We start from the raw sequence: 12761 nt of genomic DNA on the forward strand, positions 1-12761 counted from the left end.
GCTCGCATCCCTTCGGGGGATCGCGCAGCACACGCAGTGGCCTGCGTGAGGGCCTTGCCATGATCCGGCTCAACCTCGTGCTGCTGCTGGCCGTTCTGGCCAGCGCCTTCTACCTGGTGCACACCCAGTACGAGTCGCGCCGCCTCTACTCGGCGCTGGACCGTGCGCAGACCCAGTCCAAGCGGCTCGACGCCGACCACGAGCAACTGGCCGTGCAGCGCCGCGCGCAGGCCGCGCCCGCGCGCGTGCAGCAACTCGCCCAGCGCCAGCTGCAGATGCGCCAGGTCACCCCGGGCATCACGCAGTACGTGAGCGAGCGCGCAGCCACGCCGGCCCCGGCGCCCGCAGCCGAAGGCGGGGAGGGCGCGCGATGAGCCGCAGCATCAACTACGCCTCCAGCCCGCTGCTGGCGAGCAAGACGCCCGTGTGGCGCAGCAAGTTCATCGTCTTCGGCCTGGCGCTGGCCTTTGCTGGTCTGGCCGGGCGTGCCACCTACGTCCAGGTCATCGGCAACGACTTCTTTCAGCGCCAGGGCGAGGTGCGCTTCGCGCGCACGCTGGAGCTGCCGGCCAACCGCGGCCGCGTGCTCGACCGCAACGGCCTGATCCTGGCCTCCAGCGTGGTGGCGCAGAGCATCTGGGCCATCCCCGAGGACGTGGACAAGAACCACCCCAAGCTGCGCGAACTCGCCCGCCTGCTCGACATGCCGCTCGCCGATCTGCGCAAGCGCCTGGCCGACAACGACAAGACCTTCGTCTGGGTCAAGCGCCAGGTGGATGAGCCCGTGGCGCAGAAGATCGCCGCGCTGGGCATCAAGGGCATCTACCAGCGCCGCGAGTACAAGCGCCAGTACCCCGAGGGCGAGGCCACGGCCCACGTGGTGGGCTTCACCAACGTGGAAGACCGTGGCCAGGAGGGCGTGGAACTGGCGTTCCAGTCGCAACTCGCGGGCAAGGCCGGTTCGCGCCGCGTCATCAAGGACCGCCTGGGCCGCGTGGTCGAGGACGTGCAGGACGTCGTGCCGCCCGTGGACGGCCCCGACCTCAGCCTGTCCATCGACAGCAAGGTGCAGTACTTCGCCTGGCAGAAGCTGCGCCAGGCCGTTCTGCAGCACAAAGCCAAGGCCGGCAGCGTCATCGTGCTCGACACCCGCACGGGCGAGGTGCTGGCCCTGGCCAACTACCCCAGCTACGACCCGAACCAGCGGCGCAACCTCAGTGGCGAGCAACTGCGCAACCGCGTGCTCACCGACACCTTCGAGCCCGGCTCGACGATGAAGCCTTTCATTGCCGCGCTCGCGCTCGACAAGGGCCTGGTGCGGCCCAACACGCCCATCCAGACGGCGCCTGGCCGCATCGTCATCGGTGGCTCCACCATCCGGGACACCCACCCCAAGGACGTGCTGACGGTGTCGGAGGTGATCCAGAAATCGAGCAACGTGGGCACGGTCAAGATGGCCATGCAGATGAGCCCGCGCGAGATGTGGGAGATGTACGCCCAGGTGGGCTTCGGCCAGAAGCCGCAGGTGCCGTTCCCGGGCGCGGTGGCCGGCCGGCTGCGCCCCTACAAGAGCTGGCGCCCGATCGAGCAGGCCACCATGAGCTACGGCTACGGCCTGTCCGTCTCGCTCTACCAACTCGCGCAGGCCTACACCATCTTCGCGCGCGAGGGCGAGCTCATTCCGCTGACCCTGCTCAAGAGCGACACGCCCGCGCAGGGCGTGCGTGTCTTCAGCGCCCAGAACGCGCGCGCCGTGCGCGACATGCTGGGCCTGGTGACCAAGCCCGGCGGCAGCGCCACGCGCGCGCAGACCATGGGCTACTCCGTGGGCGGAAAGACCGGCACCGCGCGCAAGCAAGAGGGCAACGGCTACGCCGAAGGCAAATACCGCGGCTTCTTCGTCGGCATGGCGCCCATCGAGCAGCCGCGCATCATCGTCGCGGTGTCGATCGATGAACCGAGCGAAGGCGGGTTCTATGGCGGCCTGGTGGCCGCGCCCGTGTTCAGCGAGACAGTGCAGGAAACCCTGCGCATCCTCGGCGTGCAGCCCGACATGAACGTCAAGCCGCAGATCTTCGGCGAGCCGGTGGAGGAGACGTTCTGATGGTTCAGACGCTCGTCCATCCCGAAGCCGTGGCCCAGTGGCTGCGCGCCAGCGTCACCGGCGGGCTGGTGTGCGACAGCCGCCGCGTGCGCCTGGGCGACGGCTTCGTGGCCTGGCCCGGCGCGGCCACCGACGGCCGCCGCTTCGTGGCCGACGCGTTGCGTGGCGGCGCCAGCGCGGCCGTGGTCGAGCGCGAAGGCCTGGACGCCTTCGATTGCCGCAACGACCCACGCGTGTTGGCCGTGCCCGGCCTCAAGGCCCAGGCCGGCCCCATCGCCAGCGCCTGGTGCCACGAGCCCAGCGGTGCGCTTGACGTGATCGCCATCACCGGCACCAACGGCAAGACCTCCAGCGCCTGGTGGGCGGCGCAGCTGCTGTCGGCCTGCAACCGGCCCGCGGCGGTGGTGGGCACGTTGGGCATCGGCCGCCCCGGCGCGGCCTTGCTGGCCACCGGCCTGACCACGCCCGACCCGGTGATGCTGCAGCAGGAGCTGCGCGGCTTCGTGGACCAGGGCCTGCGCGCCTGCGCCATCGAGGCCTCGTCGATCGGCCTGGAGGAAGGGCGCCTGAACGGCACGCGCGTGGCGGTGGCCGTGTTCACCAACTTCACCCAAGACCACCTCGACTACCACGGCAGCATGGACGCCTACTGGGCCGCCAAGCAGCGCCTGTTTGATTGGCCCGGCCTCAAGGCCGCGGTGGTCAACGCCGACGACCCGCACGGCGCCGGCCTGCTGGCGCGCCTGCAGGGGCGGGGGTTGGACCTTTGGCCCGTGGCCATCGACAGCGAGGCGCGGCTCGAGGCGCGCGGCGTCGTCACCACGCCCGCGGGCCTGGCCTTCGAACTGATCGAACGCGACCCGCGCGGCCAGGAGCGGCAACGCCAGGCCTTGAGCCTGCCGCTGGTGGGCCGATACAACGTGCACAACCTGCTGGGCGTGCTGGCCGCGGCGCGCGCGCTGGGTGTGCCTTTCGCCGCCGCCGCGCAGGCCTGCGCGGCGCTCACGCCCGTGCCCGGCCGCATGCAGCAGGCACAGGCCGACGCACCTGGCGCGCCGCTGGTGCTGGTGGACTACGCGCACACGCCCGACGCGCTGGAGAAGGCCCTGCAGGCGCTGCAACCGCTGGCCGCGCGGCGCGGCGGGGCGCTGTGGGTACTGATCGGCTGCGGTGGCGACCGCGACCCGGGCAAGCGCCCGCTGATGGGCGCCGTGGCCGAGCGCGAGGCGCGCCACGCCGTGCTGACCAGCGACAACCCGCGTGGTGAAGACCCGGCCACCATCCTGGCGCAGATGGCGCGCGGCCTGAGCGACCCGGCCGCCGCGCGCACCGTGCTTGATCGCGCCGAGGCCATCGCGCTGGCGGTGCGCGAAGCCGCGCCCGCCGACGTGGTGCTCATCGCCGGCAAGGGCCACGAGGACTACCAGGAGGTGCGGGGCGTGAAGTCGCCGTTCTCCGACATCGAGCACGCGCGCCGCGCGCTCGCGCTGCGCCGGGAGGCCGCATGAAGACCCTGGCCGAACTGCTCACCACGCTGCCCGGCGCGCGCGCCGTCGGCCGCATCGCCGCGCCCATTGAGCGCGTGCATTCCGACACCCGCAGCCTGCGCGCCGGCGACCTCTTCGTCGCGCTGCAGGGCGAGCGCTTCGACGCCCATCACTTCCTGGCGCAGGCGGCGGCCGCTGGCGCGGTGGCCGGGCTCGCGCAGCGTGGCCTGGCCGAGGCCGGCCTGCCCGGTACCGAGGTGCCCGATTCGCGTGCCGCGCTGCTGCAGCTGGCGCAGGCCTGGCGCGCCCAGTTCACGCTGCCGCTGATCGCCGTGACCGGCAGCAATGGCAAGACCACGGTCACGCAGATGGTCGCCAGCATCCTGCGCGCGCACGCCGGCGAGGCCGCGCACGCCACACAGGGCAATTTCAACAACGACATCGGTGTGCCGCTCACGCTGCTGCGCCTCAATCCGCGGCACCGCTGCTCGGTGATCGAACTCGGCATGAACCACCCGGGCGAGATCGCCCAGCTCGCCGCCGTGGCGGCGCCCACGGTGGCCTTGGTGAACAACGCGCAGCGCGAGCACCAGGAGTTCATGAGCTCGGTGGAGGCCGTGGCGCGCGAGAACGGCGCCGTCATCGCGGCGCTCGGCGCCGATGGCGTGGCCGTGTTTCCCAGCGACGACGTGCACACCCGCGTCTGGCAGGCGCTGGCCGGCGCGCGGCGCAGCCTCACGTTCAGCGACACCGACCCCGAGGCCACCGTGCGCGCGCACAGCGCGGAGTGGCGCGACGGCGCCTGGGCGCTGCACATCGCCTCGCCGCTGGGCGATGCCGAGGTGCGGCTGCGCATCGCGGGCCGGCACAACGTGCGCAACGCGCTCGCGGCCGCGGCCTGCGCGGTGGCCGCCGGTGTGCCGCTGGACGCCATCGCGCGCGGGCTGGAGGCCTTCGAGCCGGTGGGCGGCCGCTCGCGCGCCATCACCGTCACCGTGGGTGGCCGCGTGCTCACGCTGATCGACGACAGCTACAACGCCAACCCCGATTCCGTGCGCGCCGCGATCGATGTGCTGGCCTCGCTGCCCGCGCCGCACCTGCTGGTGCTGGGCGACATGGGCGAGGTCGGTGACCAGGGCCTGGCCTTCCACCTGGAGGTGCTGCGCCACGCCTTCGCGCGCGGCATCGACGAGGTGCGCGTGAGCGGCACGGCCATGTGCGAGGCCGCCGAGGCCCTGCGCGCGGCCGGCGAGCCCGCGCCGCGTTGCGTCGCCGAGGTGGACGCGCTGGCCACCGACGTGGCCGCCGAGGTCGCCACCGGGGTGGTGGCCAGCGTGCTCGTCAAGGGCTCGCGCTTCATGCGCATGGAACGCGTGGTGCGGGCCGTGCGCGCGCTCGACCCGACGCAGGCCGACAACCACAAGGATTCTTCCCATGCTGCCTAGCATCGCCCTCTGGCTGCAGGGCCTGTCCCCCGAGCTGGGCTTCCTGCGGGTGTTCCAGTACCTCACTTTCCGCGCCGTCATGGCCGCCATGACGGCCTTGGTGGTCGGCCTGGTGGCGGGCCCCTGGTTCATCCGCCGCCTCGCCGCGCTCAAGATCGGCCAGCCGATCCGCGAGTACGCGATGCAAACCCACCTGAGCAAGGGCGGCACGCCCACCATGGGTGGCGTGCTGATCCTGTTCGCCATCGCGGCGTCCACGCTGCTGTGGTTCAACTGGAGCAACCGCTTCGTCTGGATCGTGCTCATCGTGACCCTGGGCTTCGGCGCCATCGGCTGGGCCGACGACTGGCGCAAGGTGGTGCACAAGAACCCCGAGGGCATGCGCTCGCGCGAGAAGTACTTCTGGCAGTCGCTGATCGGCCTGGTGGCGGCCTTCTACCTGGTGTTCGCGGTGTCCGAGACCAGCAACGCGCGCGTGCTGGAGCTCTTCATCGACTGGGTGGGCTCGGGCTTCACGCTGGACCTGCCGCCGCAGTCGGGCTTCATCGTGCCCTTCTTCAAGGAAGTGAGCTACCCGCTGGGCGTGGCCGGCTTCGTCATCCTCACCTACCTGGTCATCGTGGGCGCGAGCAACGCGGTCAACCTCACCGACGGACTGGACGGCCTGGCCATCATGCCGGTGGTGATGGTGGGTTCGGCCCTGGGCATCTTCGCCTACGTCACGGGCAACGCGGTGTTCGCGCGCTACCTGCTGCTGCCGCACATCCCGGGCTCGGGCGAGCTGCTCATCTTCTGCGCCGCCATGGCCGGCGCCGGCCTGGCCTTCCTCTGGTTCAACACCCACCCGGCGCAGGTCTTCATGGGCGACGTCGGCGCGCTCGCGCTGGGCGGCGCGCTGGGCACCATCGCGGTCATCGTGCGCCAGGAGATCCTGCTCGCCATCATGGGCGGCATCTTCGTGGTCGAGGCGCTGTCGGTGATGCTGCAGGTCACCTACTTCAAGTACACCAAGAAGCGCTACGGCGAAGGCCGGCGCCTGTTCCAGATGGCGCCGCTGCACCACCACTTCGAGAAGAAGGGGTGGAAGGAAACCCAGGTGGTGGTGCGCTTCTGGATCATCACCATGCTGCTGTGCCTGATCGGCCTGTCCACGCTCAAGCTGCGATGAAAGACCAGCACGTCCTCATCCTCGGTCTGGGCACCTCAGGGCTGTCCATGGCCTGCTGGTGCGCGCGCGAAGGTGCGCACGTGACCGTGGCCGACACGCGGGCCGCGCCGCCGCAGCTCATGGCGCTGCAGGGCGCCTGCCCCGAAGCTCGCTTCGTCAGCGGCGCTTTCGACGAGGCCTTGCTGGCCCGCGAGCCCTGGGCCTTCATCGCGCGCAGCCCCGGCCTGATGCCGGCCGAGCTGCAGGGCGTGTTCGCCTTCGCGCGCGAGCGCGGCGTGCCGGTGCTCACCGAACTGGATCTGTTCGCCCAGGCCCTGCAGGGCCTGTCGCGGCGCGAGCGCTTCCCCTACCGGCCGCAGGTGCTGGCCATCACCGGCACCAACGGCAAGACCACGGTCACCTCGCTCGCCGGGCAGTTGCTGGATCGCGCGGGCTGGTCCGTGGCCGTGGCGGGCAACATCGGCCCGGCCCTGCTGGACGTGCTGGCCGCCGCGCTGCGCGCGGAGGCCGTCGCGCAGGCGGCCGACGACGAGCGCGAAGCGGCGCAAGCCGCCGAGGCCGAGGCCCTGGCCGAACAGGCGAAGGCCGTGGCAGCGGCGTCGCCCGCCGAGCCCGAGCCCGAGCCCGAGGACACGCCGCCGGGCGAAGCGCCAGCCGAGGCAGAGGCCAACGACGGCCCCGTCTCCGCCGAAACCTCGGCCGCCGACGAAGCCGCGCCCGCCGCAGCGGACGACGAGGGCCCCGCGCTCATCGCGCCGCCGCCGCCCGAGCCGCCCCAGCCCCCGCACCTGCCGCGCGTATGGGTGCTCGAACTGTCCAGCTTCCAGCTCGACGGCACCGCTTCGGGCGCCTGGGCCTCGGTGCCCACGGCGGCCACGCTGCTCAACCTCACCGAGGACCACCTCGACTGGCACGGCGGCATGGACGCCTATGCCCAGGCCAAGGCCGCCGTGTTCGGCGAGCGCGCGCTCATGGTGCTCAACCGCGACGATGCGCGCGTGATGGCCCTCAAGCCCGGGCTGGTGACGGTCAAGATCGGCAACCGCAACCGCCAGGTGCCGGCGCGCCAGTGGTGCAGCTTCGGGCTGGACGCACCCACCCGCGCGGGCGATTGGGGCCTGGAAACCGTCAATGGCATGACCTGGCTGGTGCGCGCGCTGGCGCTCGACGAAACCCGCGCCAAGGGTCGCGCGCAGGAGGACGAAGAGATCTATCTCCAGCGCCTCATGCCCGCCGAGGCCTTGCGCATCCGCGGTCGCCACAACGCGGCCAACGCGCTGGCCGCCCTGGCGCTGGCCACCTCCACCGGCGCGCCGCTGGCGCCCATGCTGCACGGCCTGCGCGAGTACCGCGGCGAGCCGCACCGCATGGAGCCCGTGGCCATCGTGGACGAGGTCGAGTACTTCGACGACAGCAAGGGCACCAACGTGGGCGCCACACTGGCGGCCGTCAATGGCCTGGGCGCCGAGCGCCGGCTGGTGGTGATCCTGGGCGGCGACGGCAAGGGCCAGGATTTCCTCCCGTTGGCCGGGCCGCTGGCGCGCCATGCGCGTGCCGTCGTCCTGATTGGCCGCGACGCGCCGCGGGTGCGCGCTGCCGTGGAGGAGGCGCTGCGCGGTGCCGGCGTGCCCCTGCACGACGCGGGCGAACTCGCGGCCGCCGTGCCCCTGGCCGCCGAGCTCGCGCGCCCTGGCGATGCCGTGTTGATGTCGCCGGCCTGCGCCAGCCTGGACCAGTTCCGCAACTACGTGCACCGCGGCGAGGTGTTCGTCGCCGCCGTGCGCGAGCTCGCCGAGGCGCGCGGCATGAGCCTGGAGGGCGGCCTGTGAGCCGGCGCAAGGCCACTGCCGCCCCGGGGCCCGGCCGGATGGCCCGCCTCGGGGCCGGCCTGCGCGAGCGGCTGCGCGGCTGGCTGCCGTCCTGGGCCGCCGGCGCGCTGGTGGGCGCGGGCGGCGATGGCATCCCGGTGCGCCTGTCCAGCCGCAGCTACGGTCGGCAGCGCGGCGCGCCGGTGGGGGTCACCGGCTTCGACCAGCCGCTGCTGTGGGTGGTGTTCTCGCTGATGGCCTGGGGCCTGGTGATGGTCTATTCGGCCTCCATCGCGCTGCCCGACAACCCGCGCTTCGAAAACTACGCGCACACGCACTTCGTGCTGCGCCATGGCCTGTCGATGGCGATCGCCTTCGTCGCCGCGCTGCTGGCCTTTCAGGTGCCCATGCAGCGCTGGGAGCAACTCGCGCCCTGGCTGTTCGGCCTCGCGTTGCTGCTCATGGTGGTGGTGCTGGTGGTGGGCAAGGGCGTCAACGGCGCGCACCGCTGGATCTCGTTGGGCGTGATGAACTTCCAGCCCTCCGAGCTGGGCAAGCTCGCGGTGTTGCTCTATGCCGCCAGCTACATGGTCCGCAAGATGGAGATCAAGCAGAATTTCTGGCAGGCCGTGCTGCCCATGGCCGTGGCCCTGGGCGTGGTGGGCGTGCTGCTGCTGGCCCAACCCGACATGGGCGCCTTCATGGTGATCGTGGTCATCGCCATGGGCATCCTGTTCCTGGGCGGCGTCAACGCGCGCATGTTCTTCCTCATCGCCCTGGTGGTGGTGGGCGCTTTCGCGCTGATGATCATGGCCAGCGAGTGGCGCCGCGAGCGCATCTTCGCCTACCTCGATCCCTGGAGCGCCGAGCACGCCCTGGGCAAGGGCTACCAGCTCTCGCATGCGCTGATCGCCTTCGGTCGCGGTCAGATCTTCGGCGTGGGCCTGGGCGGCAGCGTGGAAAAGCTCAACTGGCTGCCCGAGGCGCACACCGACTTCCTGCTCGCCGTCATCGGCGAGGAGTTCGGCCTGCTGGGCGTGCTCACACTGATCGCCCTGTTCCTGTGGCTCACGCGGCGCATCATGCACATTGGCCGCCAGGCCATCGCGCTCGACCAGGTCTTCTCCGGCCTGGTGGCGCAGGGCGTGGGCCTGTGGTTCGGCTTCCAGGCCTTCATCAACATCGGCGTGAACCTGGGCGCGCTGCCCACCAAGGGTCTGACGCTGCCCTTCATGAGCTACGGCGGCTCGGCCATCCTGCTCAACCTGGTCGCGCTGGCGGTCGTGCTGCGGGTGGATTTCGAGAACCGCCAGATGATGAAGGGGGGCCGCACGTGAGCACACGCCCGCCCTGCGCCCTGATCATGGCTGGCGGCACCGGCGGCCATATCTTCCCCGGGCTCGCGGTGGCCGAGGCGCTGCGCGCGCGCGGCTGGCGCGTGCACTGGCTGGGCGCGCCGGGCAGCATGGAAAGCCGGTTGGTGCCGCCGCGCGGCTTCGCGCTCGAGACCGTCGAATTCGGCGGCCTGCGCGGCAAGGGCCTGGTCACGAAGCTGCTGCTGCCGCTGAACCTGCTGCGCGCCTTCTGGCAGAGCCTGCAGGTGGTGCGCCGCGTGAAGCCCGACGTGCTGGTGGGCCTGGGCGGCTACATCACCTTCCCGGGCGGGATGATGGGCGTGCTGCTGGGCAAGCCCCTGGTGCTGCACGAACAGAACTCCATCGCGGGTCTGGCGAACAAGGTGCTGGCCGAAGTGGCCGACCGCCGCTTCTGCGCCTTCCCGAACGCGCTGTCCAAGGCCGAGTGGGTGGGCAACCCGATGCGCGCGGCCTTTCTGAACCAGCCCGCGCCGGCCGAGCGCTTCGCGGGCCGCACGGGCCCGTTGCGCCTGCTGGTGGTGGGCGGCAGCCTGGGCGCGCAGGCGCTCAACCGTGTCGTGCCGCAGGCGCTGGCCCTGATCCCCGCGGCCCAGCGCCCGGTGGTGCTGCACCAGAGCGGCGAGAAGCAGATCGACGAGCTGCGCGCCAACTACGCCAGCGCCGGCGCGGCGGCCGACCTCACCCCCTTCATCGAGGACACCGCCAGCGCCTACGCCGAGGCCGACCTGGTGATCGGCCGCGCCGGCGCCAGCACGGTGACCGAACTGGCCGCCGTGGGCGCGGCCTCGCTGCTGGTGCCGTTTCCGGCCGCGGTGGACGACCACCAGACGCACAACGCGCGTTTCCTGGTCGACGCGGGCGCGGCCTGGCTGGAGGCGCAGGCCGGCCTCACGCCCGACAAGCTCGCCCTGCTGCTGCAGGGCCTGGACCGCGCCCAGCTGCAGGCCATGGCCGAAAAGGCGCGCGCCGTGGCCAAGACCGGCGCCACCGAGGCCGTGGTCGGCGCCTGCCTCGAACTCGCGAAAGTCAGAACCGAATGAAGCACGCCATCCGTCACATCCACTTCGTCGGCATCGGCGGCGCGGGCATGAGCGGCATCGCCGAGGTGCTGCTCAACCAGGGCTACACCGTCTCCGGCAGCGACCTGGGCGAGAGTGCGACGACGCGCCGACTCGAGTCCCTGGGCGCGAAGGTCTGCATCGGCCACGAGGCCAGGCACATCGAGGGCGCCGACGCCATCGTCACCTCCACCGCCGTGAAGGCCGACAACCCCGAAGTGGTGGCCGCGCACGCCAGGCTGGTGCCGGTGGTGCCGCGTGCGGTGATGCTGGCCGAGCTGATGCGCATGAAGAAGGGCGTGGCCATCGCCGGCACGCACGGCAAGACCACCACCACCAGCCTGGTGGCCAGCGTGCTGGCCGAGGCCGGCCTGGACCCGACCTTCGTGATCGGCGGGCGCCTGAACAGCGCCGGCGCCAACGCGGCCCTGGGCAGCGGCGAGTACATCGTGGTCGAGGCCGACGAGTCCGACGCCTCCTTCCTCAACCTGCTGCCGGTGATCTCGGTCGTCACCAACATCGACGCCGACCACATGGACACCTACGGCCACGACTTCGGCCGCCTCAAGGCTGCCTTCGTGGACTTCCTGCACAAGATGCCGTTCTACGGCGCGGCCGTGGTCTGCGTGGACGACGCCGCGATCCGCGAGATCCTGCCGCAGATCGCACGCCCCATCACCAGCTACGGCCTGAGCGAGGATGCCCAGGTGCGCGCGCTGAACGTGCGCGCGGTCGGTGGCCAGATGCACTTCACCGTGCAGCGCCGCAACGGCGTGGCCCTGCCCGATCTCGACGTGGTGCTCAACCTGCCGGGCCAGCACAACGTGCTCAACGCGCTCGCCGCCATCGGCATCGCGGTCGAGCTGGGCGTGCCCGACGCGGCCGTGCTGCAGGCGCTGGCCAGCTTCAAGGGCGTGGGCCGGCGCTTCCAGCGCTATGGCGAGGCACGCCTGGCCGACGGCGGCCACGCCACCATCGTCGACGACTACGGCCACCACCCGGTGGAGATGGCCGCGACCATCGCTGCCGCGCGCGGCGCCTTCCCGGGGCGGCGCCTGGTGCTGGCCTTCCAGCCGCACCGCTACACCCGCACGCGCGACTGCTTCGAGGACTTCGTGAAGGTCATCGGCCAGGCCGACGCCGTGCTGCTGGCCGAGGTCTACGCGGCCGGCGAAGCGCCCATCGTCGCGGCCGACGGCCGCTCGCTGGCGCGCGCGCTGCGCGTGGCCGGCAAGCTGGAACCGGTGTTCGTGGACGACGTGGCCGACATGCCGCGCGCGGTGCTGGACAACGCCCGCGACGGCGACGTGGTGCTGTGCATGGGCGCCGGCACGATCGGCACGGTGGCGGGACGAATCATGGAGTTGGCGAAATGACTGGCAAGGACTTCGGCAAAGTGGCGGTGCTCATGGGCGGGCGTTCCGCCGAACGCGAGGTATCGATCATGTCGGGCACCGGCGTGCTCAAGGCCCTGCGGTCCCAGGGCGTGGACGCGCACGCCTTCGACCCGGCCGAGCGCGACATGAGTGAGCTCAAGCGCGACGGCTTCGCGCGCTGCTTCATCGCGCTGCACGGCCGCTTCGGCGAGGACGGCACGGTGCAGGGCGCGCTGGAGCTGCTGGGCATTCCCTACACCGGTCCCGGCGTGATGGCCTCGGCCGTGGCCATGGACAAGCTCATGACCAAGCGCATCTGGGTGGCCGAGGGCCTGTCCACGCCGGCCTGGCGCCAGGTGCGCAGCGCGGCCGAGACGCGCGCCGCCTTCGAGGCGCTGGGCTCGCCCATGATCGTCAAGCCCGTGCGAGAGGGTTCCACGATCGGCCTCACCAAGGTGGTGAGCGCCGACCAGTGCGAGGCCGCCTATGCCCTGGCCGCCCAGCAGGACCCGATGGTGATGTGCGAGCAGTTCATCGCTGGCGACGAAGTCACCTGCCCGGTGCTCGGCACGGGCGACTCGGCCCGCGCGCTGCCGGTCATCCGCATCGTGGCGCCCGACGGCAACTACGACTACCAGAACAAGTACTTCACCGACGACACGCAGTACCTGGTGCCCTGCGGCCTGCCCGAGGGCGAGGAGGCCGCCATCCAGGTCCTGGTGCTCAAGGCCTTCCTGGCGCTGGACTGCCGCGGCTGGGCGCGCGCCGACGTGATGATCGACGCCGCCACGCGCAAGCCCTACCTGCTGGAGATCAACACCTCGCCAGGCATGACCGGTCACTCGCTCGTGCCGATGTCGGCGCGCGCGGCGGGCATTTCCTACGAAGACCTGTGCGTGCGCCTGCTGGCCACCGCCGCGCTGGACAACGCCTGACCCA

Annotated in this window: 10 protein-coding genes; all 10 read left to right on the forward strand. The window is 71.6% G+C overall.

Annotated features, from left to right (window positions below):
- Positions 1-59: 59 nt before the first annotated feature.
- From ftsL to BHU06_RS00815, 10 genes are read left to right on the forward strand one after another with little or no spacing between them, the layout of a single operon-like run.
- Positions 60-374 carry a cell division protein FtsL gene (ftsL, locus tag BHU06_RS00770; RefSeq protein WP_070397236.1) on the forward strand — a complete coding sequence of 105 codons (315 nt, stop codon included), beginning with the start codon at positions 60-62 and terminating at the stop codon, positions 372-374.
- Positions 371-2104 carry a penicillin-binding protein 2 gene (locus BHU06_RS00775; protein WP_070397237.1) on the forward strand — a complete coding sequence of 578 codons (1734 nt, stop codon included), beginning with the start codon at positions 371-373 and terminating at the stop codon, positions 2102-2104. The genes ftsL and BHU06_RS00775 overlap by 4 nt, the downstream gene beginning before the upstream one ends.
- Entirely contained in the window at positions 2104-3612 is a 1509-nt protein-coding gene (locus tag BHU06_RS00780; RefSeq protein ID WP_070397238.1) for a UDP-N-acetylmuramoyl-L-alanyl-D-glutamate--2,6-diaminopimelate ligase, read from the forward strand. The genes BHU06_RS00775 and BHU06_RS00780 overlap by 1 nt, the downstream gene beginning before the upstream one ends.
- Positions 3609-5036, forward strand: a complete 1428-nt coding sequence (gene murF, locus BHU06_RS00785) for a UDP-N-acetylmuramoyl-tripeptide--D-alanyl-D-alanine ligase (RefSeq protein WP_070397239.1) — start codon at positions 3609-3611, stop codon at positions 5034-5036. Before BHU06_RS00780 ends, murF begins: the two co-directional genes overlap by 4 nt.
- On the forward strand, positions 5026-6204 hold the full coding sequence (gene mraY / locus BHU06_RS00790; RefSeq protein ID WP_070397240.1) for a phospho-N-acetylmuramoyl-pentapeptide-transferase: 1179 nt from the start codon (positions 5026-5028) through the stop codon (positions 6202-6204). Before murF ends, mraY begins: the two co-directional genes overlap by 11 nt.
- On the forward strand, positions 6201-8033 hold the full coding sequence (murD, locus tag BHU06_RS00795; RefSeq protein WP_070397241.1) for a UDP-N-acetylmuramoyl-L-alanine--D-glutamate ligase: 1833 nt from the start codon (positions 6201-6203) through the stop codon (positions 8031-8033). Before mraY ends, murD begins: the two co-directional genes overlap by 4 nt.
- Before the next feature lie 38 nt (positions 8034-8071).
- Positions 8072-9349, forward strand: a complete 1278-nt coding sequence (gene ftsW / locus BHU06_RS00800) for a putative lipid II flippase FtsW (protein WP_070397242.1) — start codon at positions 8072-8074, stop codon at positions 9347-9349.
- Positions 9350-9375: 26 nt separating this feature from the next.
- The gene (gene murG, locus BHU06_RS00805) at positions 9376-10428 is read left to right on the forward strand and encodes an undecaprenyldiphospho-muramoylpentapeptide beta-N-acetylglucosaminyltransferase (RefSeq protein WP_070397746.1); all 1053 of its coding nucleotides are present in this window, start codon (positions 9376-9378) and stop codon (positions 10426-10428) included.
- The gene (murC, locus tag BHU06_RS00810) at positions 10425-11822 is read left to right on the forward strand and encodes a UDP-N-acetylmuramate--L-alanine ligase (protein ID WP_070397243.1); all 1398 of its coding nucleotides are present in this window, start codon (positions 10425-10427) and stop codon (positions 11820-11822) included. The genes murG and murC overlap by 4 nt, the downstream gene beginning before the upstream one ends.
- A complete protein-coding gene (locus tag BHU06_RS00815) occupies positions 11819-12757 on the forward strand; it encodes a D-alanine--D-alanine ligase (RefSeq protein WP_070397244.1) in 939 nt (312 codons plus the stop codon). Before murC ends, BHU06_RS00815 begins: the two co-directional genes overlap by 4 nt.
- Positions 12758-12761: the final 4 nt, after the last annotated feature.

This window comes from Hydrogenophaga sp. PML113 (genome assembly GCF_001777155.1).
GTDB classification, from domain to species: Bacteria; Pseudomonadota; Gammaproteobacteria; order Burkholderiales; family Burkholderiaceae_C; genus Hydrogenophaga; species Hydrogenophaga borbori.

Coding starts and splice junctions, on each gene's coding strand:
- ftsL (WP_070397236.1), top strand. CDS start 60: ATGATCCGGCTCAACCTCGTGCTGCTGCTGGCCGTTCTGGCCAGCGCC.
- BHU06_RS00775 (WP_070397237.1), top strand. CDS start 371: ATGAGCCGCAGCATCAACTACGCCTCCAGCCCGCTGCTGGCGAGCAAG.
- BHU06_RS00780 (WP_070397238.1), top strand. CDS start 2,104: ATGGTTCAGACGCTCGTCCATCCCGAAGCCGTGGCCCAGTGGCTGCGC.
- murF (WP_070397239.1), top strand. CDS start 3,609: ATGAAGACCCTGGCCGAACTGCTCACCACGCTGCCCGGCGCGCGCGCC.
- mraY (WP_070397240.1), top strand. CDS start 5,026: ATGCTGCCTAGCATCGCCCTCTGGCTGCAGGGCCTGTCCCCCGAGCTG.
- murD (WP_070397241.1), top strand. CDS start 6,201: ATGAAAGACCAGCACGTCCTCATCCTCGGTCTGGGCACCTCAGGGCTG.
- ftsW (WP_070397242.1), top strand. CDS start 8,072: ATGGCCCGCCTCGGGGCCGGCCTGCGCGAGCGGCTGCGCGGCTGGCTG.
- murG (WP_070397746.1), top strand. CDS start 9,376: ATGGCTGGCGGCACCGGCGGCCATATCTTCCCCGGGCTCGCGGTGGCC.
- murC (WP_070397243.1), top strand. CDS start 10,425: ATGAAGCACGCCATCCGTCACATCCACTTCGTCGGCATCGGCGGCGCG.
- BHU06_RS00815 (WP_070397244.1), top strand. CDS start 11,819: ATGACTGGCAAGGACTTCGGCAAAGTGGCGGTGCTCATGGGCGGGCGT.